The organism is Polyangium spumosum, from assembly GCF_009649845.1.
GTDB classification, from domain to species: Bacteria; Myxococcota_A; Polyangia; order Polyangiales; family Polyangiaceae; genus Polyangium; species Polyangium spumosum.
The window spans coordinates 797,530-824,185 of record NZ_WJIE01000003.1; the positions used below are offsets into that span (position 1 = coordinate 797,530).

Here is a 26,656-nt window from a genome sequence, read left to right on the forward strand (position 1 = left end):
CGCGAGACATCGGGATTCACGATGGTATGCTCCGTCCATCGTGGAGTGGCTGAACTACCATCACCTCCTTTATTTCTGGGTTGTTGCGCGTGAAGGCAGCATCGCTCGGGCGAGCCAGGAGCTCAGGCTCGCGCAGCCCACGATCAGCGGACAGATCCGCGCCCTCGAGGAGGCGCTCGGCGAGAAGCTCTTCGTCCGCAGCGGCCGTCACCTCGTCCTGACCGAGGTGGGGCGTGTCGTCTTTCGGTACGCGGACGACATCTTCTCGCTTGGCCGCGAGCTGCTCGACACGGTGAAGGGCCGGCCGACGGGCAGGCCGCTCCGGTTCGTGGTGGGCATCGCCGACGTCGTGCCCAAGCACATCGCGCATCGCCTGCTCGAGCCTGCGCTCGCGCTCGAGGAGCCCGTGCGTATGGTGTGCCGCGAGGACAAGGCCGATCGGCTGCTCGCCGAGCTCGCGCTCCACAACCTCGACATGGTGATCACCGACGCGCCGCTCGGCGCCGGCATGAAGATCAAGGCGTACAGCCATTTGCTCGGCGAATGCGGGGTCAGCTTCCTCGCCGCGCCCTCGGTCTCGCTCGACCCGCGGCGGCCCTTCCCTGCCTGCCTCGACGGCGCGCCGTTCCTCTTGCCGGCCGAGGGCACGATGCTCCGCCGCTCGCTCGAGCAATGGTTCGAATCCGAGCGTATCCGGCCGCGCGTCGTGGGCGAGTTCGACGACAGCGCGCTGATCAAGGTCTTCGGCCAGGCCGGCGCGGGCGTGGTGGTCGCGCCCTCCGTCATCGAAAAGGAGGTCGAGGGCCAGTACGACCTCCGGATCGTCGGCTCCACGGACGCGGTCAAGGAGCGTTTTTACGCGATCACGGGCGAACGCAAGATCAAGAACCCCGCCACGAATGCGGTCGCCAGCGTCGCGCGAAAGCAGATCTTCGGCTGAACCCGCCCGTCCCTCCGCGCTTCATTGTTTCTGCACGAAATACCTCTCCACCGCCGCGACGAGCCCCTCCATCGTGCTCGTCTCCGCCGTCACGGCCACCTCGATCCCCCGCGCCCGCGCGCTCTCCGTCGTGATCTCTCCGATACTCGCGACCGTCACGCCCGCGAGCAGCTCGCCCGCGCGCGCCCCGAGCGCCCCGACGAGCCCCTCGACCGTGCTCGTCGCCGACAGCAGCACCACGTCGATCGACCTCTCCGACAGCCGCGTCACGAGCTCCGCCACGAGCGAAGGCCCGGCTTTGCGCGTCTCGTACACCGGCACGACCCGCACCTCGCAGCCCGCCGCGCGCAGCGTCTCGGGCAGCACCTCCCGCGCCACCAGCGCGCGCGGGATCACCACCCGCACAATCTCCTTTTTGGACAAACGATTCTCGATCTCCGCGTCCTCCAGGATGGCGCGCGCCAATCCTTCCCCGCGGAAATCACTCGTCGGCACGATGTCCGCGCGAATCCCCCTCGAGAGCAGCGCCGCCGCCGTGCCCGTCCCGATCGCGGCCACCTTCGCGCGGCCGAACGCCCGCGCGTCGAGGCCCTCGGCCGCGAGCGCCGAAAACAGCCGCTCCACGCCATTTTCGCTCGTGAACGCCACCACGTCCCAGGCCCCGAGCTCACGCGCGAGCGCGGAGACCGCCGCCGGATCGGGCGGCGGCGCGATCTCGATCGCCGGCCACACGAAGGGCTCGGCCCCTCGTTGCCGCAGGAGCTTCGCCACCGATTGCGCTTGCCCCTTCGGCCGGAGCACCGCCACGTGCCTCCCGAACAGCGGCCGCGTATCGAACCAGCGCAGCGCCTCCCGCCGCGCGGCCACCGCCCCCACGAGCACGATTCCCGGGCTCCCGAGCCCTTCTGCCCGCGCGATCGCGGCGATCTCCGCGAGTGACCCCGTCACGACCCGCTGCTCGGCCCGCGTCCCCCACTGGATCACCGCCGCCGGCGTCTCCGGCGCGCGCCGCGCCGGGCCGAGAAGGCCTGCCGCCACCTCTTCGAGGTTGTGCATCCCCATCAGCACGCAAATCGTGCCCTTCACGCTGGCGAGCTCCGACCAGTCGTATCCCACGCCCGACCGCATCGTCCCGCTCACGAGCGTCACGCTCGACGCGAGGTCCCGGTGCGTCAGGGAAAACCCCGCATACGCCGTCGCGCCGAGCGGCGAGCACACGCCGGGCACCACCTCGAACGGGATGCCGGCCCGCGCGAGCGCCTCCGCCTCCTCCGAGCCTCGCCCGAACAGGTACGGATCGCCGCCTTTCAGCCGCACCACGCTCTTTCCTTCGCGCCCGAGCCGCACGAGCTCCGCCTCGATCGCCTCCTGCTTCGCCTGCTTCGAGGCGCGGTCCGAGCCACGCTTGCCCACGGACATCACGATCGCGTCGGGCCGCACGCGGGACAGCAACGCGGGGTGAATGAGCTCGTCGTGCAGCACCACCTCCGCGCTCGATAGAAGCTCGGCGCCACGTTCGGTCAATAATCCAGGATCTCCCGGGCCCCCGCCCACCAGGTACACCGTCCCGGTCGCGGCGGCGCGTGCCGCAGAGCGCGTCAATTCCCCGCCTTCATCGCCTTCCGCCCGATTTTTCATGATCCCCGCGCGTATTTTCCTCGTCACCCGATTGCCATATCCTTGACACAATGCGTAATCCGCCTAGATTCCGCCCGCCACGTCTCTTCCTCGCTCGGGAATCTTGCCGCATGCGATCCATCAAGTTGCTCACCGATGCCGTCGGGCCCGCTTCGTGCGCCGTTGATCGATGGTACGTCTCCGATGGGGCGACGGCGGTGGGACCTGTGGGCATCGAGCTCATCGCGCGTGGCCTCGAGGCGGGGAAGGTGCCGCTCGAGAGTTACGTCCGCCACGAGGCGTGGAAGGTGTGGCGGCCTTTGTCGGAGCTCGCGGTGGTCTCGGTCGACTCCGCGGCTCCCACGCCGCCCTATCATCCTCGCCCCGCGGAGACCATCCCGGGCAGCGTGATGGACGACATCACCCTGCCGGGCCGGCCTGTGTTCCCGGACGAGGTGATGCCGCAGGACGTGCTCGCGGGCGCCGCGGATCTCGACGACGCGCTCCTCTTGCTCTTCAACGCGTCGGTCCTGCGCACGGGCGCGGACGCGGGGCTCGTGCACGTCGTGCGCCCCGGCGGCGCGGTCGTGCTCTACGCGCACGGCCCCTTCTCGCGGGACATGGTGGGAGAGCGCACGAGCCTCGTCGATCCGGTGCTCGCGGCGGCGGTGGAGGGCAACACGGTCGTGGCCGAGCCTGCGCCGGGCCCGGCGGGCCAGGCGCTCAAGGATCGGCTGCTCCACCTCGGCGTCGCGTGTGAAGCTGCGTGGATGGTGCCCGTGCTCGCCGGCGGCCGCCTCGTGGCGGCCATCGAGCTCGGCCGCAAGGCGCCGCGTGTGCGAGCGAGCGAGCTCGCCATCGTCGAGGCTCTCGTGGATGCCCTCGCGAACCGCGCCGATCACGACGCCTGGTAGACCGAAGGAAGCGACTTCTGGAGGTGAGGACGGGATTCGAACCCGCGTGTGACGGTTTTGCAAACCGTTGCCTAACCGCTTGGCTACCTCACCAGTCGACGCTTGGGGCTGCGGGTCGCCTCACGGCGCCCTTCGCCCCAAACCCCAGCTTTGCAGGGCCGCGTTTTTGCACCATCCCGCGCCCTCTGTCAAGTACGATGACCGTCGAGGACGAGCGTGAGGACGGGCATGCGTGCGATCGTCGGATGGGTCTGGGCCGCTTGCCTCCTCCTGGCGCCTTCGTTTGCCCGCGGGCAGGGCATCACGTCCACGCCCAAGCCCTCGCACCCCACGAGCCCGAAGGACCCGAGCGCGGCCCAGGACCCGGGCGCGGCCAGGGAGCCGAAGGACCCGAAGGCGCCGAAGGACCCGGCGCCGGCCAAGACGCCGATCAAGATCGAGCTCCACGGCGGCGCCTGGCTCTTCTACTACCACCCGTTCCAGCCTCCGGAGGAGAAAGAGTTCCTCCGGATGCACGTCGCGCACCTCAACTTCGACGGCTCGATCGGCGATTTCGGCATGTTCTTCAACGCGAGCGTGCGCGACACCCGCATGCGCGAGTTCTACGAAGGCCCGGCCTGGATCGAGGAGGGGTATTTTTATTACAAGCACCCCCAGGCCACGGTGAAACTCGGCAAATCGTACAGCCGCTTCGGCCTCTTCTGGGACAACTCCTTCCTCGGCAACATCCATTTCTACGACGGCATCAAGCTCGACCCGAACTACGGCGCCTCGGTCGAGGGCGCCCTGGGCAAGGAGAAGGGCTTCCGCCTCAACTATTACGGGCAATACTTCCTCGTCGACGGCCGGACGAACGGCTCCTTCCTCCGGCGCGACACGATCAGCATCCCTGACGCCCGCCGCAGGCACATCGTCGTCCTCCGCGCCGAGCCGGCGTATCACTGGAGCAAGGACACGTCCGTCACGCTGGGTGTGTCGGGGCAATACTTCCAGGCCGACATCCCGGCGCCCGTCGGCAAAAAAGACGTCTATCGCGCCGCGGCCGATGTCTGGGTCAACGTCGGCCCCGTGAGCGCGTGGGCCGAGGTCTCACGTCAGCTCGGCCAGAGCGTCACGGAGTGGCCCGTGCCCCCCGTCCCTGCGACCGCCACGACGCCCGCCGTCCCCGGCCGCGCCTCGGCGCGCAACGACTACCTGCTCGTCGGCGGCGAGGTCCGCGTCTGGAAGCTCGTCGGCCGCTACAACCTGAGCGGCGTCTGGTACCGCGACCTCGGGATCCGCGAATTCATGCACCAGCCGGGCCTGGGCTACAACATGAACGACTACCTGCAGTTCCTCGTCGAGTACGGGCACTGGACGCAGCACGACGCCCTGGGCAACGGGAAATTCCTCGACCAGAGCGTCGCCACCACGATCCACGGATACTTCTAGCCTCACCCCAACCCCTCTCCACTCCGTGGAGAGGGGCTCAGAGGCGCTTCTTCTCCCCCTCTCCACGGAGTGGAGAGGGGGTTGGGGGGTGAGGCCTCACTTCACGCAGGCGCCGCTGCTGCCGCAGGCAAAATCGTCGCAATCGACGAACGGGTTCCCGTCGTTGCTCACGCCGTCGCTGCAATCCGCGAACGAGAGCTCGTGCCCGCAGACGGTGATGCTCGCCTTGCGGCTGCAGGAGTTGTCCGCGCAATCGACGAACGTGTTGCCGTTGTTGTCGAGGTTGTCCGAGCACTCCGCGTCGTTCGCCTCGGGGCAGATCGTCACGTCGGGGCTCAGCGAGCAGCCGAAATCCGCGCAATCGATGAAGTTGTTGCTGTCGTCGGTCGCGCCGTTCGAACACTCCGCGTTCGCCAGCGCCGTCCACTGGTCCGGCGGAGGCATCGGGTTCGCCGGCACGTTGGCGTTGCACACGACGATGCCCTCGCGCTGACAGCCGGGGTCCTCGCAGTCGGCGAAGCCGTCCTTGTCGTCGTCGAGGCCATTGCCGCAGAAGGCGTTCGAGTCCTCCCGGACGAGGTTCTTGCACGCCGTCACGTCGGGGTTCACCAGGCAGGCGTTGTCCGCGCAATCGATGAAGTTGTTGCCGTCCTCGTTTTGCCCGTTCGTGCACGCGTCGTTCGCGAGCGCCTCGAACTCCGAGGCCATCGGCATCGGGTTCGCGGGCTGATCGCCGTCACAGACGATGATGCCCTCGGCCTGGCAATCGGTGTCCATGCAGTCGACGAACGTGTCGCCGTCGTTGTCCATCCCGTCGGAGCAGCGCCCGTTCGACCACTCGCGCTTGCAGAAGGCGAGCTCCTTGCACGCCGTCTCCTCGCAGTCGGCCTTGCCGTTCATGTCGTTGTCGAGCCCGTCGGAGCAGAGCGGGTTCGACTTCTCCTGGATCTTCACGCAGGGCGCGACCTGATCGCAGTTGAAATCGTTGCAGTCCTTGAAGCCGTCGCAATCGTTGTCGAAGCCGTCGCTGCACGCCTCGGTCGTGTTCTCGTCGCCCGTCGGCGTGCACATCGAGCCGCTCGACGACGAGCCGCCCGCCGCGCCCGTGCTCGACGTCGTCATCCCGCCCGCGCCCATGCCGCCCGACGCGCCCGCGCCGCCGCCGCCCGACGCGCCCGCGCCGCCTTCCCCGCCTTCTCCGCCCGCGCCCATCGGGGTCGTCCCCGTCGCGCGACATGCCCCGAGCCCGAGACCCATCAAACCCGAAAGAACCAAGAATACGTACGTCTTCGACTTCATGACCCTACTCCTCGCCAAGCTCTATCCTTCATCCTCGGCCTCGGCCTTGTCGCCGCGCAGCCCGAGCGCCTTGCATTTCTTGTACAAATGGCTCCGCTCGAGCCCGAGTCCACGCGCCGTCGACGCCATCGCCCCGCCGTGATGCGCGAGCGCCTCCTCCAGAATGCGCCGCTCGGCCTCCTCCGCGAGCACCCGGAACGGCGTGCCGGGACGAAAGAGCCCCGTCGGCGTCCCGGCCGACGCGCTCCCCAGACAAACCCGCACGTCCTCCGCGTCGATCTTCGCGTCCGGCGTCAGGATCACGAGCCGCTCGATCAGATTGCGCAGCTCGCGCACGTTGCCGGGGAAGCCGTAACTCGTGAGCAGCTCGATCGCGCCGTCCGTGAGGACCATCCCGGGCCTGTCGTTCGCGACCATCGCGAGGCCCAGGAAATGCCGCGCGAGCACGGGCACGTCCTCGCGGCGCGCACGCAGCGGCGGGAGCGCGAGCGGCACGACGTTCAGCCGATCGTAGAGGTCCGCGCGGAACTCGCCCTTCTGACAGGCCGCCTCGAGGTCGCGGTTCGTCGCGGCCACCACGCGCACGTCCACCTTGATCGTCTCGTGCCCGCCGACGCGCTCGATCTCGCGCTCCTGCAGCACGCGCAAGAGCTTCGCCTGCATCGGCATCGGCATGTCGCCGACCTCGTCGAGGAAAAGCGTGCCGCCGCTCGCGCGCTCGAACTTGCCGCGCCGCTGCTTCGTCGCGCCCGTGAACGCGCCGGCCTCGTGGCCGAACATCTCGCTCTCGATGAGCTCGCTCGGGACGGCGGCGCAGTTCATCTTCTCGAGCGGCCCCTTCACGCGTTTGCCGGCGAGGTGGATCGCGCGCGCCACGAGCTCCTTGCCCGTCCCGCGCTCGCCGGTCACGAGCACCGTCGCGCTCGCCTTCGCGGCGCGGGCGATCTGCTCGCGCAGCGCCACCATGGACCGGCTCTCGCCGATGAGCTCCCCGAGCTGCCCGGCCTGCGCGCGCAGCGCCTTCGCCTCGGCCTCGGCCCGCACGAGGCGCAGCGTGTTGTCGAGGACGAGCAGGAGCCGATCGGTGGAGAGGGGTTTTTCCAGGAAGTCGAGCGCGCCGAGGCGCGTCGCGCGGACGGCCGCGTCGATCGACGCGTGCCCGCTCATCATGACGATGGGCAGGTCCGATCCGCCGACGCGGACCTTTTCCAGGAGCGAGACGCCGTCGCCGTCGGGCAAGGCGACGTCGAAGAGCGCGATGTCGTAGCTCTTTTTGGCGAGCTTCTCCTCGGCGACGCGGACGCCGCCGGCGACATCCACGGTGTATCCCTCGAGGGAGAGGGCCTTCTGGAGCGTGGTGAGGATGGAGGGCTCGTCATCCAGGACGAGCACGTGACCGCGCGGCATTGGGAGACCCTAGCATCCGTCCGGCCGAGGGGGGACGGCGGCAGCCACGTTGAGAAATCCCACCCGCTCCGGATCTTCCCCCACACCACGAGCCCCGGGCAAACGGTGTACGAAGTGTTCGCGCTTCGTGATACGTTCGAGCCCCATGCCTTCCGAGATCCTTCCGACCGCAGAAGGCGATCTCGGGCGAACGCCCTTCGCACACCTGCTCGTCTACGTGCTCGACAGGGAGCTCACGGGCGCTCTTTTTCTTCGCGAGGCCTCGGGGGTCACGCACGCGGTCCGCCTCGAAGCGGGCGCGCCGGTGAAGGTGCGTCCGGGGGATGGGCACGCGCTGCTCGGGCAGATGCTCGTCGAGGCGGGCGCGATCGACGAGGCCACGCTCGAAGGCGCGCTCTCGATGCACGGGCTGCTCGGCGACGCGCTCCTGCTCGCGGGCTGCGTCGAGCGCGAGCTGCTCGAGCAGACCGCGGCGCGCCAGTTCGCGACGCGGCTGATCCGCCTCTTCAGCCTGCCGCCCGACACCACGTACAGCTACTTCGACGGCCGGACCGACCTCGTCGACGACGCGGCGCCCGCGGCGACGATGCACCCGCTCGCGGTCCTCTGGGCCGGCGTGCGCGCGCACGCGACGGCCTCGTCGATGATGGCGGCGACGCTCGAGCGCGTGCGCGACGTCCCCCTCCGCATCCACCCGGCGGCCGCGATCGAGAGGTTCGCCCCTGCGCCCGAGGAGCGCGAGATCCTCGACCGGATCCGCGCGAGCGAGCTCTCGCTCGCCGAGCTGCTCGCCGCGGAGATCGCCGCCGAGGAGACGCTCGCGTGGATGGTCTACGCGCTCGTGATCACGCGTAGCCTCGATCTCGGCCTCGGCACGACGCCGCTTTGCGCCGAGCCCCCGGCCGAGCCTCCGCCGGCCGCGGCGCGCCCCGTGACGCTCGCGCGGATCCGCCTGCGCGCGGCCTCGCATCGTATGGGCGCGGCGGCGCCGGATCTCGCGGGGGACGGTGAACGAACGCGGGCGCAGCCGCGGCCACGCAAGCGGGGTCGCCCGAGCGCGTTCACGCTCGCCGCGCGCCGCATCGAGACACCTCGGCCGATGGAGGCCGCGAGCGAGCCGCCGCCGTCGGCGGTCGTCGAGACGGACCCTTCGCCGCCGAACGTCCCCCGGCCCGCGGAGCCGCAGCCTCTCGACACGGCCTCCTCGGAGAGCGACAAGGCGCCCGCGGTCCCGATGCCGCCCGAGGGGCAACCGGACGCCGCGCGGCCTGCGCACGCGCTTTATTGCCTCGCGACGGCGCGGCTCGGCGAGCGTGACCTCGTGGGCGCGCTCGCGGCTTGCCAGCTCGCGCGTGAGGTCGATCCCACGCAGCCCGACTATGCGGCGCTCGCCGTGTGGATCCGCTCGCTGCTCGGCGGCGCGGATCTACGCGCCCGGGTGGCGGAGCTCGACGCGCTGCTCGAGGCGCGCGACGACCACGCGCAGGCCTTGTTCTACCGAGGTTACCTGCGCCGCCGGGTCGGCGACGAGCAAGGCGCGGTGCAGGACCTCCGGCGCGTGCTCGACCTCGACCCGGGCCACCAGGACGCGGCGCGGGAGCTACATCGGATCGCCCTCGGCAAGCCGGCGAAGAGGCCAAGCGGGCTTTACCGCAGTTAGCCGGCGCGTCACGTCGAACGTATGGGGGTGCACCGCAGAGCCGTCTGTCAAACGACGGACGTGTTCGCGGTGAGCGCGAAGCCTTCTGTCAAACGACGGACGTGTTCGCGGTGCGCCCGAACACGTCCGTCAAACGACGGACGTGATCGCGCCTACCCCGAAGCCGTCCGTCAGATGACGGACGCGTTCGCGGCGCCCCCGAAGCCGTCCGTCGTTCGACGGACGGGCCAGCGGCGGCCACGAAGGCGTTTCCCACGCTCCTTGGCGCTTGCGGCGCGTCAGGTCACGGGGAGAGGCGGACGCCGAAGAGATCGGCGCCGCCGGTGCTCGTCCTGGTGTCGACCGGAGCGCCGACGACGAGCTGGTCGTAGAACCCGCCTCCCACGACGGCATTTCCCTTCGCGTCGACCGCCAGGCCCCAGCCGAACTGGTTGCCCTGTCCGCCGAGCGCCTTGACCCAGATCGGGGCCAGATCCTCGCCGGCGAGCTTGATGACCAGGGCGTCGACCCCGTTCGGGTTGGGGATCGCCTGGCCATCCACATCGAGCGCGCCTCCGGTGTAACGCCCCGTCAGAATGATGTCGCCCGCGCCGTCGGCGACGGCGCCGATGCCGCGCGTCTCCGTATTCATGCTGCCGATACGCTTGACATGGATCGCGGCGCCATTGGTCGCGTCGAGCACGGCGAGATACGTGTCGGTGCTGCCGATCGAATTGACCGGGCCCGATCCCAGATCGACGGCGTCCACGAAGCGCCCCGTGACGAGGACCTCCCCGTTCGGCGCGACGGACACGTGGTTGGCGTTCTGGCTGTTGGGCGAGGCGACATACTTGCTCCAGATGTGCGCGCCGGTGTCCTTGTCGTACATGGCGACGATACCATCCTGGCTCGAGCTGTAGGAGGGGCTCGACGAGCCCCCGAGATCCACGGCTTCGCTCGTCTGGCCCACGATCACCGGGTGGCCCTGCAGCGTGACCGCGACGCTCCAGGCCCGCTGATCCCCACCTTCGATGAAGACGCGGTCCCATCGATGCGTGCCATTCGCGGTGAAACTCACCAGGTACATCTCGTCGTTGTTCTCGGGATCGAACGTATCGCCGCCGAAGCTGAAGGCATCGTTACGGATGTAACCCGTGACGAAGAGGTTGCCCTGCTCGTCGAGCGCCACGCCCTGCGCCGTCTGCACGTTCGTCGTGCCGTACCGCTCGCTCCAGACGTGCTCGCCCGCGGCGTCGAGCGTCGCGATGAAGATGTCCGCGCTCGGGCTCGGCGCCGTCAGAGCGTCGCCGCCAAAGTTGATGGTCCCGCTGAACTCGCCCACGATGACGATTTCGCCGTTCTTGTGGACGGCGACCCCGCGGGCGGCACCAAATCTCGTCGTCGGGTACTTCTTCTCCCATTGCATGGCCCCCATCGCGTCGAACTTCGCGACGTAGACGCTGCCCGCCGAGACGCTGGCGAAATCGGAGTTGTCGAGCGTGCCGTCCATCATGCCCGCGATCACGTACCCGCCGTCGGGCGCCATCGCGACGTCGAAGATCGCGTCGTCCAGCGGGTCCGACGTCTTGCCGGCAGGCGTGAACGCGTCCAGCGGCGTGCCCGTGCAACCGTCGACGCCGTCACAATCCTCGTCCCCGACGGTCGTGCACTTCTCGACGGGCGCCGGCGTGATCTCGTCCGCGCAGGGGCTCCACTCCGTGCCGTCGTCCCCGCAAGTCTCCACGCCGGCCTTGCAGTTGCCGACGCCCTTCGTGCCCGCGGGCCCCGTATAACACTCCCTCGTCTCGCTCGGGTTGCACGTCACGCCGCCGCCGGCGCCCCCCGCGCCCCCCGCGCCGCCCATACCGCCGGGCCCCGCCATACCCCCCGCGCCCGCCATACCCCCGGCACCCGCCATCCCGCCCGCGCCGCCCATGCCCCCGGCGGCACCCGCCCCACCCGTCTCCGGGGGCTTCGCCCCGAACTCGTCGAAACCACACGCCACCGGCGACACGGACAACCCGAGCACGGCGAGCAGACCCAGCGAGCGACGAATTCTACGATCCGCGTGAGGCATGACCATTCTCCTGTGCGAAAAGCAATACGCGCCGCGCGACGACGCCCGAGGAATTCCGCCGACTCTACGGGAGCGAGCCGCGCGAAGCAATCACGCGCCCATGATCCGACGGGTTGACGCAGACCCCCGCCGGCCTCATCGCCTCGACGTGCCCCGCCTCCCCGCCCGCGTGTTTCTGCCCTCCGGCCGCGTGGCGCGCCTCTCCGACGAGGCCGCCCGTCGCGCCGCCGCCCAGGCCCGCGCGCCCGACATCCAGCCGGGCGGCTGCATGGAGGCCCTCACGCTCCTCGAGGCCGAAGACGTCACCCGCGACGGCGACGGCGCCCCGCTCGACGTGCGTGGTTTGTCCTTACGCGACTTCCACGTGCTCCGCGCGTTGCTCCTGCGCGCCGGCGTGCAGAAAGAGGAGACCGCCGAGTTGCCTTGCGAGAACTGCGGCGAGGCCTTCCGCGTCGCGCCCTCGAGCCTGCTCGAGATCGCGCCCTTCGTCGACGGAGAGCTCGACGACCCCGAGCTCGACGCGCCCTTTGATCACGACGCCGCCCACGTGATCCCGGCGATCCGCGTCGGCGCCGAGCTCGCCCGATCGGTCCGCGTCGCTGCCCGCACGGTCGAGGAGGCGCTGCCGCTCTTCCGCGCCGAGTCCGCGCCGGCCCGGATCACGCCCGCGATCGTCATCGCCATGGGCATCACCACGCTCGGCCGCGAGCGCCGCGCCTCGGCGATCGCCAAGGCGCTCGGCGAGGCCCCTCCCGAGGCCTACCAGTCCGTCGCCGATCTGCTCTACGAGGCCCACTACCCCGCGCGCCTCGGCGCCGTGCACCGCTGCGCCACGTGCGGCGCGCGGAGCGACCTCGACGTCCCCTGGCGACGCGAGATCCCCTACGAGATCGGCGAGCCCCGCAAGGCGCGGCGCGATTTCCCGGACCTCGACGCCTTCGAGGCGATGGTCGCGAGCGCCGCCGATCGTATCTACCGCGCGCGCGGCGTGCGCAACATCGACCTCTTCGTCGACGACGACGTGCCGGCCTGCGACGACGGCGGCGAGCCGCTGCTCGGCTGCTACACGCCCGGCGGGACGGACCCGACGCTCGGCATGCCGAGGCCGCCCGAGATCCGCTTGTTTTACCGGACATTCCAGGCCGAGCACCGCCGCGATCGTTCCTTCGACGTCGCCGCCGAGATCGACGAGACGATCGACCACGAGATCACCCACCACCTGCACCACCTCGCCGGCGACGATCCGCTCGACGACGAAGAACACGCGCAGATCGAGGAAGAAGCGCTCCGGAGGATCGGCAAGCGCGAGGCCACGCGCCGCGCCGGCAAGGGCGTGGCCTCGGAGCTCGCGGGGTTCGTGCGGACGACCTGGCCTCTCTTCGTGATCGCGTTCGTCGCCACGTATTTCACGTTCTGCCGCTGAAAGAAGCGAGCCGCCTTGACCTCGGCCCCCACCCGGCAAGAATGGCCTCGCCATGCGCCCTGCCTCGATCCTGCGCGCGATCCTCGCCTCCTCGATCGCGCTCGTCGCCGCCACGGCCACGAGCTCGTACGTGCTCGCCGACGCAGCCGCGCCGAGTGACGCCGACGCGGTCGTCGCGAAGGTCGGCGTTCGAACGATCACCGTGCGCGAGGTGGAGCGGCGGCTCGCCGCGATCCCCCCCTTCCAGCTCCGCTACTTCGGCAAGACGCACGACGAGATCCGCCGCAAGTTCCTCGAGGAGAGCGTGCTCAAGGAGACGCTCTACGCCGAGGGCGCCGAGGCCACGAAGATGCGCGAGCTGCCCGAGGTCGCAGAGCGCATCCGCGGCGTCCTGCGGAGCACGATCGTCGCCCAGATCCGCGCCGAGGTCCTGGCGCAAGGCCCCGTCTCCGAGGAGGACGTGCGCGCCTACTACGAGGCGAACCGCGACAAGTACCACGCGCCGCCGCGCGTCGCGATCTGGCGCATCCTCGTGGCGACGCGCGAGCAGGCGCTCGACGTGATCGGGAAGGCGAAGGCCGACCTCTCGCCCAAGCGCTGGAACGAGCTCGCGCGCGACACGTCGCTCGACAAGACGACGAGCATGCGCGGCGGCAACCTCGGGCTCGTCGCGCCCGACGGGACGACGACGGAGCCGAACATGAAGGTCGACCTCGCCCTCGTCAAAGCCGTCGAGGGCGTGAAGGACAGCGAGCTCGTGCCCGAGCCCGTCGCGGAGGGCTCGGCGTGGGCCGTCGTCTGGCGGCGCCAGAGCGTCAAGGCGGTCGATCGACCGCTCGAGCTCGAAGCGCCCTCCATCCGGCAGCTCCTGATGCACGAGCGCACGCAAAAGAAGATCGGGGAGCTCGTCGCCGAGCTGCGCAAGAAGCACCTCGGCGAGACGAACGTCGACCTGCTCGAGATCCTCGGCGTGAGCGCGATGGGCGAGGTCTCACCCGCCAGACGCCCCGGCACCTTGCCCTCGTCGCGCCGCCCCGCCGAAGGCAAGCCCGCGCCGACGCAGACGCCCATCGGGCCGCGTTAAGCGAGCGCGATCGCCACGAGCAAACCAAACGCCGACACGATCGCCGAGATCACCGCGACGACCGTGCCCGTGCGCCGCGCGCGCGCCGCCGCCTCCTCGGGCAAACCGTAGACGCCCTTCAAGAGCGCGTCCGAGGCCTTCCCAGGCACGCGCATCGAGAGCGCGAGGACCTCCGCCGCCGCCTTCGCGCCGCGTGATCCGAGCATCCAGAGCCCGCCGAGCGGGCCCGTCATCAGGTCCCAGCCACACGCGTACAAGCCAAACCGAAGCGCGCGCCTGCGCTGCGGACGCGCCCCCTGCTTGCGCGCGCCCGCGTCGAGCGCCGCGCCGTGGCTCGCGTGCGCGACGACCATCCAGAGCGCGAGCGCAGGCACGCCGATCACGAACCACTCGAGCGCCCGCACGCGCATCTCCGGATCGGCGATCACCTGCAGCGCGAGGTGCGGCAGCGCGAGCGCCGCGATCGGCAAGAGCATCGCCACCATCGACCCGACCGCGAGCATCTCCGCGAGGATCGCGAACCGCACCGCCGGCGGCAGCGCTCCGTCCGGCATCGCCGCGAAGAACTGATCGGCGCCCTGCGTCGTCGCGAGCGCCGTCCCCCACATCCGCGACCACGCCGTCCCACCCGGGCGCTCCCACGGCACGATCGCCATCACGCCCGAGGCCGTCTCGTCGGCGGGCGTGCAGCCCGAACAATCCGACTGACCGCAGATCGTGCAGAGCACGGCCGCGGGCACCTCGAAGGTGTCCGTGTCGGACGAGTCCGCTCTCGGCCGGACGCGTTGCGCGCTCATCGGTGTCTTGGCCATGGCGCACCTCCGACGGACCCGCCCCGCGCCGCGCAAGGAAAAGCCGCCGTCCAAAGGATACGCGAGCGAAGAGGCCCTGTCGACCCCGCGGCCCGCGTCAATGCAGCATCTCGTCGCCCTTGCGGGCCTCCTTCGAGGGCAGATCGTCGACGCGCCCGCCGAAGCGCGACGCGGCGAAGAGCGCGAGCAAGCCGAGCACGAACGTCGCATGCAGGCCAGGGGCCCACGCGAAGCGGACAGGCCTGTACGGCGTGCTCTCGGGGACCACCGTCACGCGCACGATCACCGTCGCGATCACGATCGCCGCGAGGAATCCCACGGCGAGCCGCGCGCCGCGCATCGCGTGGATCGAGCGGCGCGAGAGCACGAGCGGGAGCATCACGATCCACGACACGAAAGGCGCCCACATCCACTGCAGCCGCTCCGCGAACCCGAAGCCAGTGAGCACCCGGAGCTCCGGCGCCGTCTCGCGCACCCAGGGCAGAAAAAAGGCGACGAGCCCGAGCGACGCGATCCCCGCGAGCAAGCCTCGTCCACGCGCGACGTACGTGATGGGCAGCGTCTCCAGCTCGGGCGGCACCGGCGGCTCGTCCTCGAGGGCCTCACGCGAGGGCGGCAGCTTGCGGATGTCCTCGAGCGGCAAGCCACACTCGGGGCAAACCCGCGCCTCCGAGGGCTCGAACATCTCACGACAGAAGGGGCAAGCGACGAGGCCGGGCATCGGGTGACGCGGGAGTTTAGCGCGCGCCGGGTTCCCAGCGCGCGCCATGCCGTCTACAAATGCGTTCACCATGTCGAAGCGACAGAAGCTCGAAGACGACGCGATCCAGGTGTTCCTGGCCGCGCACGGGGGCTGGTCCCGCGCGGGCGAGGCCATCCAGAAGTCGTACACGTTCCCCGACTTCTCCACGGCGCTCGCCTTCGTCGTGCGCGTGGGCCTCGCCGCGGAGAAGCGTGATCATCACCCCGACGTGCACCTCGGCTGGGGCCGCGTGACGGTCGTGTGGTCGACGCACGACGCGGGCGGGATCACGAGCATCGACGCCGAGATGGCCGAAGCGACCGATCGGCTCTACGGAGGCCCGTGAACGAGGATCCGACGCGGTGATGGATTCCCCTCGAGAAGCGCTGCTCTCGCGGCTCGGGCTGAGCGGCGAGCTCCCTCATCTGGAGGAGGCGCTCACGCACCCGAGCTTCTCGAACGAGCAACGCAAGGGCGCATGCGCAGACAACCAGAGGCTCGAGTTCCTCGGCGACGCGGTGCTCGGGCTCTGCGTGGCCGAGATCCTGATGCAGCGTTTTCCAGACGCAGACGAGGGTGAGCTCACGCGGATGCGCGCGATGCTCGTGAACCCGAACCCGCTCGCCGCGTGGGCGCGCAGCGTCGAGCTCGGCGCAGCGCTGCGGCTCGGCCGCGGCGCACAATCCGCGGGCGAGCGCGATCGGACGAACGTGCTCGCCGACGCGGTGGAGGCGATCATGGGCGCGATCTACCTCGACCGCGGCTTCCAGGACGCGCGCCTCTTCGTGCAGGTGGTGCTCGCCGAGCCACTCGCGCGCCTCGCGGAGCGCCCGGCGCGGACGCTCGACCCGAAGAGCGAGCTGCAGGAGCGCGTGCAAGCCACGGGTGGCCCTTCGCCCCGCTACCGCGTCGTGGGCATCGAGGGACCACCCAACCAGCGCACGTTCACGGTGGTCGTGGAGATCCACGAGCAGGTCATGGGCGAGGGCCAGGGCCCCTCGAAGAAGTTCGCGGAGCAGCAGGCCGCGCGGGCCGCGATCCTGCGCTTGTGGTCAGGTGACGCGGAGGCGACGGGCGAAGTATCTTCGGGATCGAACGAGTCTCCGGTTCGTCCGTCCAATGGGGCCCTCCCTCGGACGGAGGGGACCTGAGACGCTCGAGGAGGTTTTCGAGGATGCTCCGTCGGATCGCGCTCGCCGTGCTCGTGACGCTCGCGCTCTGCTTGACCGTGCTGCCGGCGTGGGCGGGCAGTTATCTCGACCGCGCCGCGCTCCTGCTCGACGAGGCGCGCAAGGAAGGGGACATGCTCCAGCCCCGCACGTTCGACAAGGAGCTCGTGCTCGTGGTGAAGGCGCTGGCCGAGGCGCGCGCGAGGGTGGCCCAGAAGATGGAGGTGCCCGCGCAGGTGACGAAGGCGCACCCGCACCTCTTGCTCGTGCTCGCGAACTACGAACGCGCGGCCACGGCGGCCGAGGACGGCAACTTCAAGAAGTTCATGGAGCACCTCACCACCGCGCGTGACGAGGACCGGAACTTCCGCGCGATCCTGCGGGAGCTCGGCTACACGTTGCCCGACGTGAACGCGAAGAAATGAAGCGTCGCGCGGGCTGAAAACGAAACGGGCCGCCTCGGAGCGAGGTGGCCCGTCTTCGTTTCGCCTCTCGGCTTTTTCTAGAGAACGAGGCCGATGTCGAAGGCCAGCGTGTACTGCCGCGGCATCCCCTCGAACTTGTTCACCGTGGCGTTCGGGTCGTCGTTCGGATCGGGCGTCGCGACCATCGAATCCTCGTCCTGGTTGGCCTCGGTCGGGTCGACGATGTCGGTCACGAAGTGCGCGCCGATGCGCACCATCTGGAAGCGGAACTGCAGGCCCGCGTCGATGCGGTGGCGCTGCATGCGGACCGGATCGAAGACGGCCGTGTTGTTGAAGTCCGCGCTCGTGCCGCCGCCGCAGACGGGCTGGCCGTCGCGGTAGGGTTTGTTCGGATCGGGCGTCGCCGGCGAGTTGCCGCCCTGGTAGCCGCAGTAGTTCAGCGCGTCCGTGTTCGGCGTGAGGTCGATGAGGCCCGAGTCGCCGAAGATGTAGAGGTACGAGTAACCGAGGTACGGCGTGAGCACGACGCTGCCCGCGATCGGGATGGGCTTCGAGAGCTGCACGTCCGCGCCCGCGACCGTCATCTGGAACTCGGGGTTGCCGGTCAGCGTCGTGACCGAGCCGCCGACCGCGAGGTCCGGGAAGATCGCGGGGATGCCCGTGCGGAAGCCTTCGACCAGCGCGATGCGCACGTCGGCGCCGAGGATGCCGATGTTCGAGTTCGCCATGAACCCGATCTTCGTGCCGAGCTCCATGCCGAGGATGCCGAGCGGCAACGAGAGCGGCGCGAAGCCGTAGCGGGTCTTCATCGAGAAGACCTGGAGGAAGCTGTCGGGCCCCGTGTTGCGCGTGGAGAAGAGCTTGTTGTTCGGGTCCTGCTTGCCTTGCGTCCCGAGCGCCCAGTATTGCGCGTTCGACGAGATGTTCGTGAACGCGCCCTCGAACGCGAGATCGAACCCGCCGTAGCCGGTCGTCCGCGCGGGGTGCATCGCCGTCGGCGCGAGCGCGAAGCCCCACTCGCCGATGAGCTTGGCGAACGCGAGATCGTCGGTGCCGCAGCGGGAGTAGCCCGACTGCGGGTTGTAGTAGAGGCCGCCTTGACCGCCCGGCGCGCGGCAATTCTCGTCCGTCACGAGGCGCGCGAGGGCGGGGTCCATCGTGTCCGCCTCTGCCTGGCGAGGCACCGCCACAGCCGCGACGAGCGCGGCTGTCGCCGCGATCCACCCGAATCGACGCATACCAGGATCTCCGAGGCGCGAGGCTACGGTGGGGGCCGCTTTCCCGTCAAGGTCTCTGAGGGCGGAAGCTTGTACCTCGGGCGCATACGGCTACAAACACGCCGTGGCCAAGGATGGGCGCCCTCGCCTCCGCGCAACCCCCCTCGCAGAGCCCCTGCACGTCGTGCTGGTCGACCCGGAGATCCCGCAGAACACCGGCAGCATCGCGCGGCTCACGGCCGCCACGAAGAGCAAGCTGCACCTCGTCGGCAAGCTCGGCTTCCGCATCGACGAGCACGCGGTGCGCCGCGCCGGCGTCGACTACTGGCACCTCGTGGAGCTCGAACAACACCAGGACTTCGAGCACTTCCGCGCGAAGATGCCCGAGACCCGGCTCTGCCTCTTCAGCGCCGTGGGCACGAAGAGTTACCTCGACGCGGGCTTCCGGCCGGGCGACGCGCTCGTGTTCGGCAAGGAGAGCAAGGGCCTGGACGACGCGTTGCTCGAGCGCTTCCCCGACGACGTCTACGGCATCCCGACCCTCGGGCCCGTGCGCTCGCTCAACCTGGCCAACGCGGTGGGGATCGTGCTCTACGAGGCCTTGCGGCAGATCGGCGCGTTCTCGTCGACGACGCTCGGGTGATCGTGATGATGAGACCCGCCCTGCTCTCGCTGGCCCTGCTCGTCGCCGCGGCGGGCTGCAACCGCAAGCCGGTGAACGCCACGCCCGACGGCGCCGTGCGCGAGCTCGTCGAGCGCCTGCGCCTCGTGAACGGCGATCCGGCGGCCGCGAAGGCCGCGTTCGAGCTGCTCTCCAAGCGCGCCCGCACGAACCTCGCCGAGCGAGCGCAGCGGTACAGCGCGGCGAGCGGCAAGACGATCGCGCCCGAGGCGATGATCGTGCCCTCGCGATTCGTCGTGCGTTTCGAGCCGCAGCGTTATTCGGCGCAGGTCTCCGGCAACCACGCGCTCGTCGAGATCGTCGGCCTCGGACCCGCGGACCGAGCGCATGTCGGGTGTGTGTTCGAGGAAGAGGCGTGGCGCGTGGATCTGCCGCTGCCGCCGCTGCCGCCCGTGCAGGTTCGTCCGGGAAATCCCTGAAAAACCAAAGGGCCGACTCCTCCTGGAATCGGCCCCTTTTCTTCGGGGAACCGAGCGGGGACCCCGAAACCCCCGTGCCCGCGCGGTCCTAAAGATCAGTTGGCGAGAAAGATCGCCTCGATCTCCGTCTTCACCTGTTCCTCGGTTTGACCACGAGCGATCGCGATCTCCTTGACGATCAGCGAGCGCGCCGTGTCGAGCATGCGGCGCTCGCCAAAGGAGAGCTGCTTGTCGGTCTTCAGACGGTAGAGGTCACGCAGGACCTCGGCCACGTCGTAAATCGAACCCGTCTTGATCTTGTCCATGAAGCCGCGGTAACGGCGGTTCCAGGTCTGGTTGTCGAACGCGATCGTACGCTCACGGAGGATGTCGAAGATCTCGCGGATCTCCTGCTCCGAGATCACCTGACGAAGCCCGACGGCGCTGGCGTTGGAGACCGGCACCATGATCTTGCGGTCGGTGTCCAGGATGCGGAGAACGTAGAAGCGCTGGCGGTTCCCGGCGATGTCTTTCTCTTCGATGTTGACGACCTCAGCCACGCCCTGGGCCGGATAGACCGCCTTGTCGCCTACCTTGAACTGGATCTCCGAACGAGCCTGCATACTGTCTCCTTTGCCTACCGCCCCGCCGCTTCGATCCCTTGTCCCCGCTGGGCCGAGCGAAACGATCGCTCGAGGTCGGCCAGGAACCGTTGGATCTGGTGTCTCATTCCGAAGAGCGAAGCGCCGCCGCGAAGACCACTATAAGGGCCTGGGGGATGCGGGAGATCGCAGAGCGCTGCTGGTTCGGTCACCATCGAAGACACCGCGGGGGAGCTGACGGTGGAAGGGGTTTCGGGGTTGTTGAGAGAAGTCCCCTCACGCCTCGAGATCTCGAAGCCTCGATGAGGGGTTAGTTTGCGCCAGGCGCGCGCACTCTAGTGAGAACGCCGGGATCTGTCAACCGAATTGGCAGTTCCGGCGTGGCTCCATACAGATATGGCAACGGTCCGGTGAAACGGCAACGGACACGCGTATGTATGAACGGCAGAGCGAGCCCTCGCCGCTACACCTCGCGCCCCTCCGCGAGCCGACGAGCGAGCCCCCAGCGCACGCCCCGATCCGAGACCACGAGCTCGACGCTGGAATCCACGCCGGGCGTGCCCAAAGGCCGCGCCTCGGCGGCCCACGCGAGCACCTCCTCGACGATCACGCCCCCGGCGACGATCACGTCCGCACGCTCCGGCTTGACCGTTCGTAGACCCCGCCGCGCCTCGAGCCGCATGGCCGCGAGCGAGCCCACCGCCGAGACGACCTCGTCGCGCGACATACGCGCGCCATGGACACGCGAGGCGTCGTACGGGAACACGTCTCGCGCATAGGCCGCGAGCGTCGTCACCGTGCCCGCCACGCCGACGAGCGCGCCGCTCGGCGGAAAGCCCGCGCTCGAGAGCGCAGCCCGCACGTCCGCCCTCACCGCTTCGAGCTCCGCGGCGGTCGGCGGGTCGCTCTTCACGTGCCGCTCGGTCAGCCGCACGCTGCCGATGTCGAGGCTCGTCGCGCGGGCGAGCCCCGAGGCCGCGTCGCCCGTCACGATCTCCGTGCTGCCGCCCCCGACGTCGAAGACCGTGACCGGCCCCGAGAGGCCGAGCCCCGAGAGCGCGCCCTCGAAGGTGAGCTCGGCCTCCTCGCGCCCGGAGACGACACGCGGCTCGACGCCGAGACGCGCCTTCGCCTCCGCGCGGAACGCGTCGCCGCCGCGCGCGTCGCGCATCGCGCTCGTGCCGACGGCCGCGACACGCGAGACGCCGGCCGCGCGCATCGCCTCGCCGTACGCCGCGAGGCAGTCGAGCGTGCGCGTCACGGCCTCCGGGGCGAGCGCGCGCGTCGCGTCGACCCCCTGACCGAGCCGCGTGATCGTCGCGCGCTCGAGGATCGGCACGAGCTCGCCTCCCCGCGGCTCGGCGATCAGCAAAAGGACGGAGTTCGTGCCGATGTCGATCGCGGCGAATCGCATGGAGCTCGAAGGATGGGAGGACAAACGGGGGGGTCGCTCAGTTCGCGAGCGTCTTGAGGTCGAGCATCTCCTCGACGTTCGGGAGCACGACGAGCTCGCAGCGGCGGTTCGCCAGCTTGTTCTCGGGCGTGTCGTTCGGCTTCACCGGGTCGGTGTCGCCGTAACCGGCGGCGCTCCAGCGCGCCGGGCTCAGGCCGCCGCCGCCCTTCTCGGTCGTCTCGATGAGGTACGCGAGCACCTCACGGGCGCGCATCACGCTGAGGCCCCAGTTGTCCTTGAAGCGGCCACCCGCGAGCTTGTCCGAGTCCGTGTGACCCGCGACCTGGAACGAGCGCTGCGAGAGGGCCGCGTCGTTGCGCACGACCTCGGCGACCTTGAGCAGGATGTCCTGCCCGTCCTTCTTCAACGTCTCCTTGCCCGGATCGAAGAGCACGTCGCCCGGGAGCTGGATGACCATGCGGTTGTTGCGCACGGTCACGTTGAGGCCGAGCTTCGTGAGGGCCTGGAGCTTCTCGCGCAGCATCTCGAAGCGCTTCTTGATCTGCTCGAGCTGCTCGGCGCGACGGCGGTACTCCTCGAGGGCCTTCGACTGCTCCTCGAGGTTCGCGTTGAGCTTCGAGATATCGACGCCGGCGTTCTTGAGCTGCTGCCTGAGCTGCTCGACCTGCGCCTTTGCATCGTCGAGCTCGCCGCGAGCCTTCTTGTTTTGCCTCTCCTGATCGGCGAGCTGGCCCTTCAAGGCCTCGATTTCACGAACTTTGGCCTGCATCTCCTCCTCGGAGTAGCCGCACCCCGCAGCGCCCGTGAAGGCGAGGAGCGCGGAACCGAGCAGGAGCCACGAGGTCGTGCGACGCATCGACATCCTGTCCCTCCTGGACGCTTGACGGACGCCCGGACGGTAGCCGAGGTCCCCCACGCCGCACAAGGGGGGACATGCTCCCGGAGCCCCGAAGCACGTTCTTTACGTGATGTCAATAGGCGACATTCGGCGACGAAAGGCGAGGTTGTAGGCGCTTGGAACCGCGAGGGACACTACACCTCATCTGTTCCTTCGTTCCGCCCTCGCAATGCTTGCAGAGCGATCTCCCTTCAACCGAAGGGGTACATCAGAGCAGGCCTTGCAAGAATTTCCTTGACCGTCACCATGCGTGGCAATATACGTCGTGCAACATCTGTTGTCTCGGGGCTCGCGACTCAGGCAAATAGGCGAGAGCGAGAGCGAGGCGGCCAATCAGGAGGGTCAGATGGCTGCGAAGAAGACTGCGAAGAAGCCCGCGAAGAAGGCGACCACGAAGGCCGCCACGAAGGCCACGAAGGCCACGAAGGCCGCCAAGAAGCCCGCCAAGAAGACGGCCGCCAAGAAGACGGCCGCCAAGAAGACGGCCGCCAAGAAGACGGCCGCCAAGCGCGCCCCCGCCAAGAAGGCAGCGAAGACGGCCGCCAAGCGCGCCCCCGCGAAGAAGCGCGCCGCCGCCACGACGAAGCGCACGGCGAAGAAGGCCACGAAGCGCGCCCCGGCCAAGAAGTCGGCCGCGCCACGGAAGGCTCGCGCCGCCAAGGCTCCCGCTCCGAAGTCCGCGCCCGCTCCGGCGCCCGTCGCGCAGAGCGACGACGAGGAATAGGCCAGCCAGCCGTTTCACAACGCTCTTCGCAGTCCTCTCGGAGGCGGACGTCGCGTCCGCCTCGCGGGAGTCGGGGCCTCGAGAAACTCGAGACATGATGTGCCCCGAACAGGCTCGGATCCGTCGGACAGGACATCGAAGAGCCTCGACCGGATGGACGTCGGAACAGACCGTACGTCCATTCGTGTTTTTGTGCGCCTCTTTCCGTAGTCTCGTCCCGTGATCAAGAGCCCGCGCGCGATCCTCGCGCTGCTCACGGCCCTGAACCTCCTGAACTACGTCGATCGCTTCGTCGTCACGGCCGTAGGACCACGCATCCAGGAACACCTCGGGCTCTCCGACAAGGGGCTCGGCCTCGTCACGAGCGCCTTCATGCTCGGCTACTTCGTCACGAGCCCCGTCTTCGGGTGGCTCGGCGACAGGTTCCCCCGAAAGGCGCTCATCGCCGCCGGCGTCCTCGTCTGGTCCGCAGCGACCGCGGCCTCCGGCCTCGCAGGCGCGCTCGCGTCGCTGCTCGCCGCGCGCGTCGTCGTCGGCGTGGGCGAGGCGAGCTACGCGACCCTGAGCCCCACGATCATCGACGACGTCGCGCCCATCGCGAAGAAGAACCGCTGGCTCGGCATCTTCTACGTGGCGATCCCCGCAGGCTCCGCGCTCGGCTTCATCCTCGGCGGCCTGCTCGAACAGCACTACGGCTGGCGCAACGCCTTCTACATCGCAGGTGGGCCCGGCGTGCTGCTCGCGCTCGTCGCGCTGCTCTTGCGCGAGCCGGAGCGAACGCTCGCGAAGAAGAAGGACGAGCGCGGCGTCATCACGAGCTTCGCCGAAGACACACGCGCGCTCGCGCAGAACCGCGCGTACGTGCTCACCGTCGCCGGCTACATCGCGCAGACGTTCGCGCTCGGCGGCTTCGTGCAGTGGGCCGTGCCGTTCCTCTACCGCAGGCTCTGCCTCGATCTGCACGTCGCCGACGGCGCGTTCGGCAAGCTCACGGTGCTGACGGGCCTCGTCGGCACGGCCGTGGGCAGCCTCGTCGCGGAGCGCGTCCCCGGATCGGATCGCGTGCGCGCGGCGCTCTGGGTCTGCGCGATCTCCTCCGCGGTGGCCACGCCGCTCGCGGTCTTCGCGATCCTCGCGCCGTCCTCGACGAGCTTCCTCGTGCTGCTCGGGCTCTGCGAGCTCGCGGTGTTCGCCAGCGTCGCGCCGACGAACCTCGCCATCCTGAAGAGCGTGCCCGAGGAGCGACGCGCGAGCGCGATGGCGCTGTCGATCTTCCTCATCCACCTGCTCGGCGACCTGATCTCGCCGCCGATCGTCGGCGCGGTGAGCGACGCGTTCGGCGACGTGAAGGCGCAGTGCACGTCGGGCACGGGCCTCTTCTGGGGCATGCTCGTCTTGCCGATCGCGCTCGCGCTGTCCGCCGCGTTCTGGTTCGTCGGCGCGCGCCGGACCGACGACGCTTTGACCACCAACTAATCGCCGAGGTAGAGCCGGAGCGATCGCGCCGCCGCGGGCCTGTCGAAGGGCACGCCCGCGAGCTCGCGCTGCGACATGCGCTCGAAGAGCTGGATCGAGAAATCGTAGAACGCCTCGCACTCGCGCGCGGCCACGCCGAGGCGCGCGGGGTCGAGCAGATCGGTGTCGCGCAGCGCCGCGAGCGTCGCGATGAGCTCGCGCGCGCGTGGATAATCGCCGAGCACCACGAGCGGATAGCCCATCGCGCGGAAGTAGCCGAGGAAGTCACGCACGAAGCCGAAGCTCTCGGGCACGCTCCATCGATCACTCGCCGGATCCGCGTGCCTGAGCTTGCTCGTGAACGCGCGCGTGATCTGCGCGAACATCCACACGTTCTGCCGCACGCGCGCGATCGTCGCGCGCCGCACGCCGATGTCCTCGAAGACGCGACCCTCCTCCAGCGTCGCGCCGAGCGCGCGCCCGAGGAAGAGCACGCAGAGCTCGATCGCCGGCCGCAGGAGCGCGGTCGCGCTCTGGATCTTCGCGCGCAGCTCCGCCTCCGAGAGCTTCGCGTCCGCGGGCGGCAGCTCGTGCTCGAAGGTCCTCCGCAGCTCGACGCGCAGGCTCGCCGACACCGTCAAGAGCGCGTCCTTGATCGCCCCGAGCCTCTGCCCCTCCGCCACGAGGCTGTCGTGTCGCGCCGCGATGTCCGCCGCGCCGACGCGCGCGATCTCGCGGCCGAGGCCCTCCGCGAGCAGCTCGCCCGATCGCCTGCGCAGGTAGTTCGAGAGCGCGCGCCCGTCGCTGCGCAGCACCGCGAGCACGAGGTACGCGCGCCCTGCCACGCGACGGTCGGTGTGATCGAGCGCGATCGCGTCGAGCAGGCGCAGGTACCTGAGCATGCGAAAGAGCGACAGGAACGTGAGCGCCACGAGCCTGTGCGGGTGCTCCCCCGCCACGTTCTGCATCAGCTCGAGCACCGACGGCGAGGCGATGCGATCGAACTCGGGCCGGAACTCGAGCGCCGAGAGCGGGTTGAAGAACGCGCTCTGCGTGATCTCGCGCATCGTGATCGAGAGGTGCGCGTAGAAGACGCGGTAGCTCACCTTCGGCAGGCGCAACATCGCCGTGCCCGTCTCGATCAGGTTCGTGAACGCCTGCCGCAAGAGGAACAGCGCTGCCTCGGGCGACTCCTGCGCCATCGTCGCGTAGACGAGCCGCGTGCGCGAGTTGTCCTCGGGCAGGACGGTCTCGAGGTAACGCTGGAACACGAACGCGCGGTCCTTCTCGCCGAGCATCGTGCGCGCGAGCTGGACGACGCGCGCCATGCCCTCCTTCGCGTGCGCGAGCTGCTCGCGGAAGTCGTGGCTGACGATCATCTGCTTGCGACCCGAGCCCGGGTGGTTGCGCGGGTTCGCGAAACAAGCGAGCCCCTTCAGCAGGATCTCCAGCTCGAAGAGGATCTCGTCCTTCTGCTTCTCGGCGAGCTTCGAGAACCAGGCGTCGCGCGCCTCGCGTTGCTCGCGGCGCAGCCCGCGCGAGTCACGCAGGAGCTCGGCGTAGGCGTTGCGCGCGCCGCCCAGGCCCTGGCCGCGCGTGGGAGGGTTCGAATCGCTCGTCAAAGGGTGGTCCGGCGCCTAGCGGCGCGCCTTGAACTCGAAGGGGTACGTGAAGATCGTGTCCTTGCCGCTCGGCGACGGCGGGTACGTCAAGCCCTTGGCGACGTCCTGCATGCAGCTCTCGATCTCGGGCGCCGTGGCGTCGCTCTTCTCGGGCTTGACCTTCGCTTCCTTGAGCCGACCGTCCGGCGCGAGCTCGAACGTGAAGGAGATCTTCACCTTCTGCCCCGGGTTGTCCTTCGCCCAGAGATCGAAGCAGCAGCGGAACGCGTCGCGCTTCGACTTCACGAGGTCGCTCATCGGCTGGAAGCGATCACTCGCGCCCGCGTCGCCCGCGGTCTGCGCGTTGTTCATCACGACGCCGCTCGCCGGCGGCTCGTTCGTGAGCTCGGCGAGCATGTCCTTGCAGTCGGAGGCCTTCTCCGGCGCCTTGCGCGGCGCGGACGGAGGCGCCTGGGCCGCGGCGACCGCGCCTTGATCACCCGTCGGCGCCGCGGCCTTCTCGTCCTTCGGCGCGGCCTCTGCGCCGCTCGCCGGCTTGTCCGTCGAGGCTTCGGGGGCGCTCGCCTCCGGGGGTGATCCGCTCGCGCACGCCGAGAACAGCGCCGCGAAGGTGAGGCTCAACGTCGCGAAGAAGGAGGCTGTCGCGCAGGCTCGCATGACGGCCA

The 26,656-nt window shown here is 69.5% G+C and carries 25 protein-coding genes and 1 tRNA gene; 13 read left to right on the forward strand and 13 right to left on the reverse strand.

Annotation, left to right across the window (positions count from 1 at the left end):
* Positions 1–40 precede the first annotated feature (40 nt).
* Positions 41–940 (forward strand): transcriptional activator NhaR, encoded by a 900-nt coding sequence (gene nhaR / locus GF068_RS13280; RefSeq protein WP_338046368.1) that lies wholly within the window; start codon positions 41–43, stop codon positions 938–940.
* A gap of 21 nt (positions 941–961) precedes the next feature.
* Here nhaR and cobA read toward each other — a convergent pair whose 3' ends face one another.
* Positions 962–2,578 (reverse strand): uroporphyrinogen-III C-methyltransferase, encoded by a 1,617-nt coding sequence (gene cobA, locus GF068_RS13285; RefSeq protein ID WP_153819707.1) that lies wholly within the window; start codon positions 2,576–2,578, stop codon positions 962–964.
* Positions 2,579–2,688: 110 nt separating this feature from the next.
* Here cobA and GF068_RS13290 point away from each other — a divergent pair, with 110 nt between their 5' ends.
* The gene (locus GF068_RS13290; RefSeq protein ID WP_170319460.1) at positions 2,689–3,471 is read left to right on the forward strand and encodes a GAF domain-containing protein; all 783 of its coding nucleotides are present in this window, start codon (positions 2,689–2,691) and stop codon (positions 3,469–3,471) included.
* Between the two features lie 18 nt (positions 3,472–3,489).
* Here GF068_RS13290 and GF068_RS13295 read toward each other — a convergent pair.
* Positions 3,490–3,564: transfer RNA gene (locus tag GF068_RS13295), tRNA-Cys, on the reverse strand.
* Between the two features lie 135 nt (positions 3,565–3,699).
* On the opposite strand from GF068_RS13295, the gene GF068_RS13300 reads away from it, so the two are divergent.
* Positions 3,700–4,902 carry a hypothetical protein gene (locus GF068_RS13300; protein WP_153819709.1) on the forward strand — a complete coding sequence of 401 codons (1,203 nt, stop codon included), beginning with the start codon at positions 3,700–3,702 and terminating at the stop codon, positions 4,900–4,902.
* A gap of 96 nt (positions 4,903–4,998) precedes the next feature.
* On the opposite strand, the gene GF068_RS13305 is transcribed toward GF068_RS13300, so the two are convergent.
* Both GF068_RS13305 and GF068_RS13310 read right to left on the reverse strand, forming a co-directional pair.
* Positions 4,999–6,201 carry a hypothetical protein gene (locus GF068_RS13305; RefSeq protein ID WP_153819710.1) on the reverse strand — a complete coding sequence of 401 codons (1,203 nt, stop codon included), beginning with the start codon at positions 6,199–6,201 and terminating at the stop codon, positions 4,999–5,001.
* A gap of 21 nt (positions 6,202–6,222) precedes the next feature.
* On the reverse strand, positions 6,223–7,608 hold the full coding sequence (locus GF068_RS13310; protein WP_153819711.1) for a sigma-54-dependent transcriptional regulator: 1,386 nt from the start codon (positions 7,606–7,608) through the stop codon (positions 6,223–6,225).
* Between the two features lie 145 nt (positions 7,609–7,753).
* Here GF068_RS13310 and GF068_RS13315 point away from each other — a divergent pair, with 145 nt between their 5' ends.
* Positions 7,754–9,268 (forward strand): tetratricopeptide repeat protein, encoded by a 1,515-nt coding sequence (locus GF068_RS13315; RefSeq protein WP_153819712.1) that lies wholly within the window; start codon positions 7,754–7,756, stop codon positions 9,266–9,268.
* A 283-nt stretch (positions 9,269–9,551) separates the two neighbouring features.
* On the opposite strand, the gene GF068_RS13320 is transcribed toward GF068_RS13315, so the two are convergent.
* On the reverse strand, positions 9,552–11,324 hold the full coding sequence (locus tag GF068_RS13320) for an SBBP repeat-containing protein (RefSeq protein ID WP_153819713.1): 1,773 nt from the start codon (positions 11,322–11,324) through the stop codon (positions 9,552–9,554).
* 148 nt (positions 11,325–11,472) lie between these two features.
* Here GF068_RS13320 and GF068_RS13325 point away from each other — a divergent pair, with 148 nt between their 5' ends.
* Both GF068_RS13325 and GF068_RS13330 read left to right on the forward strand, forming a co-directional pair.
* The gene (locus tag GF068_RS13325; protein WP_338046369.1) at positions 11,473–12,747 is read left to right on the forward strand and encodes a hypothetical protein; all 1,275 of its coding nucleotides are present in this window, start codon (positions 11,473–11,475) and stop codon (positions 12,745–12,747) included.
* A gap of 52 nt (positions 12,748–12,799) precedes the next feature.
* Positions 12,800–13,831, forward strand: coding sequence for a peptidyl-prolyl cis-trans isomerase (locus GF068_RS13330; RefSeq protein WP_153819715.1), 1,032 nt, complete (start codon positions 12,800–12,802; stop codon positions 13,829–13,831).
* Here GF068_RS13330 and GF068_RS13335 read toward each other — a convergent pair.
* Together GF068_RS13335 and GF068_RS13340 are read right to left on the reverse strand one after the other, a co-directional pair.
* Positions 13,828–14,643, reverse strand: a complete 816-nt coding sequence (locus GF068_RS13335; protein WP_240806847.1) for a hypothetical protein — start codon at positions 14,641–14,643, stop codon at positions 13,828–13,830. The genes GF068_RS13330 and GF068_RS13335 overlap by 4 nt on opposite strands.
* 97 nt (positions 14,644–14,740) lie before the next feature.
* Positions 14,741–15,364 carry a zinc ribbon domain-containing protein gene (locus GF068_RS13340; protein ID WP_240806848.1) on the reverse strand — a complete coding sequence of 208 codons (624 nt, stop codon included), beginning with the start codon at positions 15,362–15,364 and terminating at the stop codon, positions 14,741–14,743.
* A gap of 70 nt (positions 15,365–15,434) precedes the next feature.
* Here GF068_RS13340 and GF068_RS13345 point away from each other — a divergent pair, with 70 nt between their 5' ends.
* The 3 genes from GF068_RS13345 to GF068_RS13355 are packed head-to-tail and all read left to right on the forward strand — an operon-like array spanning position 15,435 to position 16,979.
* A complete protein-coding gene (locus GF068_RS13345) occupies positions 15,435–15,731 on the forward strand; it encodes a 4a-hydroxytetrahydrobiopterin dehydratase (protein WP_153819716.1) in 297 nt (98 codons plus the stop codon).
* 19 nt (positions 15,732–15,750) lie between these two features.
* Positions 15,751–16,536: a ribonuclease III gene (rnc, locus tag GF068_RS13350; protein ID WP_153819717.1), complete on the forward strand. Its 786-nt coding sequence runs from the start codon at positions 15,751–15,753 to the stop codon at positions 16,534–16,536.
* Between the two features lie 23 nt (positions 16,537–16,559).
* On the forward strand, positions 16,560–16,979 hold the full coding sequence (locus tag GF068_RS13355) for a hypothetical protein (RefSeq protein ID WP_153819718.1): 420 nt from the start codon (positions 16,560–16,562) through the stop codon (positions 16,977–16,979).
* A gap of 77 nt (positions 16,980–17,056) precedes the next feature.
* Here GF068_RS13355 and GF068_RS13360 read toward each other — a convergent pair whose 3' ends face one another.
* Positions 17,057–18,217 carry a hypothetical protein gene (locus GF068_RS13360; RefSeq protein WP_153819719.1) on the reverse strand — a complete coding sequence of 387 codons (1,161 nt, stop codon included), beginning with the start codon at positions 18,215–18,217 and terminating at the stop codon, positions 17,057–17,059.
* A 163-nt stretch (positions 18,218–18,380) separates the two neighbouring features.
* Here GF068_RS13360 and GF068_RS13365 point away from each other — a divergent pair, with 163 nt between their 5' ends.
* Positions 18,381–18,839 (forward strand): tRNA (cytidine(34)-2'-O)-methyltransferase, encoded by a 459-nt coding sequence (locus GF068_RS13365; protein WP_338046370.1) that lies wholly within the window; start codon positions 18,381–18,383, stop codon positions 18,837–18,839.
* A gap of 5 nt (positions 18,840–18,844) precedes the next feature.
* Complete coding sequence (locus GF068_RS13370; RefSeq protein ID WP_206079465.1) at positions 18,845–19,297, forward strand: hypothetical protein; 453 nt, start codon at positions 18,845–18,847, stop codon at positions 19,295–19,297.
* Positions 19,298–19,392: 95 nt separating this feature from the next.
* On the opposite strand, the gene GF068_RS13375 is transcribed toward GF068_RS13370, so the two are convergent.
* The 3 genes from GF068_RS13375 to GF068_RS13385 form a co-directional block, all read right to left on the reverse strand.
* Positions 19,393–19,899, reverse strand: a complete 507-nt coding sequence (locus tag GF068_RS13375; protein WP_136920397.1) for a CarD family transcriptional regulator — start codon at positions 19,897–19,899, stop codon at positions 19,393–19,395.
* A 442-nt stretch (positions 19,900–20,341) separates the two neighbouring features.
* Positions 20,342–21,292 carry a Ppx/GppA phosphatase family protein gene (locus tag GF068_RS13380; protein WP_153819720.1) on the reverse strand — a complete coding sequence of 317 codons (951 nt, stop codon included), beginning with the start codon at positions 21,290–21,292 and terminating at the stop codon, positions 20,342–20,344.
* 37 nt (positions 21,293–21,329) lie between these two features.
* Complete coding sequence (locus GF068_RS13385) at positions 21,330–22,154, reverse strand: OmpA family protein (RefSeq protein WP_153819721.1); 825 nt, start codon at positions 22,152–22,154, stop codon at positions 21,330–21,332.
* A 382-nt stretch (positions 22,155–22,536) separates the two neighbouring features.
* Here GF068_RS13385 and GF068_RS13390 point away from each other — a divergent pair, with 382 nt between their 5' ends.
* Entirely contained in the window at positions 22,537–22,914 is a 378-nt protein-coding gene (locus GF068_RS13390) for a hypothetical protein (RefSeq protein ID WP_206079466.1), read from the forward strand.
* A gap of 219 nt (positions 22,915–23,133) precedes the next feature.
* Positions 23,134–24,390: an MFS transporter gene (locus GF068_RS13395; protein ID WP_153819722.1), complete on the forward strand. Its 1,257-nt coding sequence runs from the start codon at positions 23,134–23,136 to the stop codon at positions 24,388–24,390.
* Here the strand turns inward: GF068_RS13395 and GF068_RS13400 are convergent.
* A complete protein-coding gene (locus GF068_RS13400) occupies positions 24,387–25,991 on the reverse strand; it encodes a hypothetical protein (RefSeq protein ID WP_153819723.1) in 1,605 nt (534 codons plus the stop codon). The genes GF068_RS13395 and GF068_RS13400 overlap by 4 nt on opposite strands.
* A gap of 15 nt (positions 25,992–26,006) precedes the next feature.
* A complete protein-coding gene (locus GF068_RS13405; protein ID WP_170319461.1) occupies positions 26,007–26,648 on the reverse strand; it encodes an AgmX/PglI C-terminal domain-containing protein in 642 nt (213 codons plus the stop codon).
* Positions 26,649–26,656 lie beyond the last annotated feature (8 nt).

Coding starts and splice junctions, on each gene's coding strand:
- cobA (WP_153819707.1), bottom strand. CDS start 2,578: ATGAAAAATCGGGCGGAAGGCGATGAAGGCGGGGAATTGACGCGCTCT.
- GF068_RS13290 (WP_170319460.1), top strand. CDS start 2,689: ATGCGATCCATCAAGTTGCTCACCGATGCCGTCGGGCCCGCTTCGTGC.
- GF068_RS13300 (WP_153819709.1), top strand. CDS start 3,700: ATGCGTGCGATCGTCGGATGGGTCTGGGCCGCTTGCCTCCTCCTGGCG.
- GF068_RS13305 (WP_153819710.1), bottom strand. CDS start 6,201: ATGAAGTCGAAGACGTACGTATTCTTGGTTCTTTCGGGTTTGATGGGT.
- GF068_RS13310 (WP_153819711.1), bottom strand. CDS start 7,608: ATGCCGCGCGGTCACGTGCTCGTCCTGGATGACGAGCCCTCCATCCTC.
- GF068_RS13315 (WP_153819712.1), top strand. CDS start 7,754: ATGCCTTCCGAGATCCTTCCGACCGCAGAAGGCGATCTCGGGCGAACG.
- GF068_RS13320 (WP_153819713.1), bottom strand. CDS start 11,324: ATGCCTCACGCGGATCGTAGAATTCGTCGCTCGCTGGGTCTGCTCGCC.
- GF068_RS13330 (WP_153819715.1), top strand. CDS start 12,800: ATGCGCCCTGCCTCGATCCTGCGCGCGATCCTCGCCTCCTCGATCGCG.
- GF068_RS13335 (WP_240806847.1), bottom strand. CDS start 14,643: ATGGCCAAGACACCGATGAGCGCGCAACGCGTCCGGCCGAGAGCGGAC.
- GF068_RS13340 (WP_240806848.1), bottom strand. CDS start 15,364: ATGCCCGGCCTCGTCGCTTGCCCCTTCTGTCGTGAGATGTTCGAGCCC.
- GF068_RS13345 (WP_153819716.1), top strand. CDS start 15,435: ATGTCGAAGCGACAGAAGCTCGAAGACGACGCGATCCAGGTGTTCCTG.
- rnc (WP_153819717.1), top strand. CDS start 15,751: ATGGATTCCCCTCGAGAAGCGCTGCTCTCGCGGCTCGGGCTGAGCGGC.
- GF068_RS13355 (WP_153819718.1), top strand. CDS start 16,560: ATGCTCCGTCGGATCGCGCTCGCCGTGCTCGTGACGCTCGCGCTCTGC.
- GF068_RS13360 (WP_153819719.1), bottom strand. CDS start 18,217: ATGCGTCGATTCGGGTGGATCGCGGCGACAGCCGCGCTCGTCGCGGCT.
- GF068_RS13370 (WP_206079465.1), top strand. CDS start 18,845: ATGATGAGACCCGCCCTGCTCTCGCTGGCCCTGCTCGTCGCCGCGGCG.
- GF068_RS13375 (WP_136920397.1), bottom strand. CDS start 19,899: ATGCAGGCTCGTTCGGAGATCCAGTTCAAGGTAGGCGACAAGGCGGTC.
- GF068_RS13380 (WP_153819720.1), bottom strand. CDS start 21,292: ATGCGATTCGCCGCGATCGACATCGGCACGAACTCCGTCCTTTTGCTG.
- GF068_RS13385 (WP_153819721.1), bottom strand. CDS start 22,154: ATGTCGATGCGTCGCACGACCTCGTGGCTCCTGCTCGGTTCCGCGCTC.
- GF068_RS13390 (WP_206079466.1), top strand. CDS start 22,537: ATGGCTGCGAAGAAGACTGCGAAGAAGCCCGCGAAGAAGGCGACCACG.
- GF068_RS13405 (WP_170319461.1), bottom strand. CDS start 26,648: ATGCGAGCCTGCGCGACAGCCTCCTTCTTCGCGACGTTGAGCCTCACC.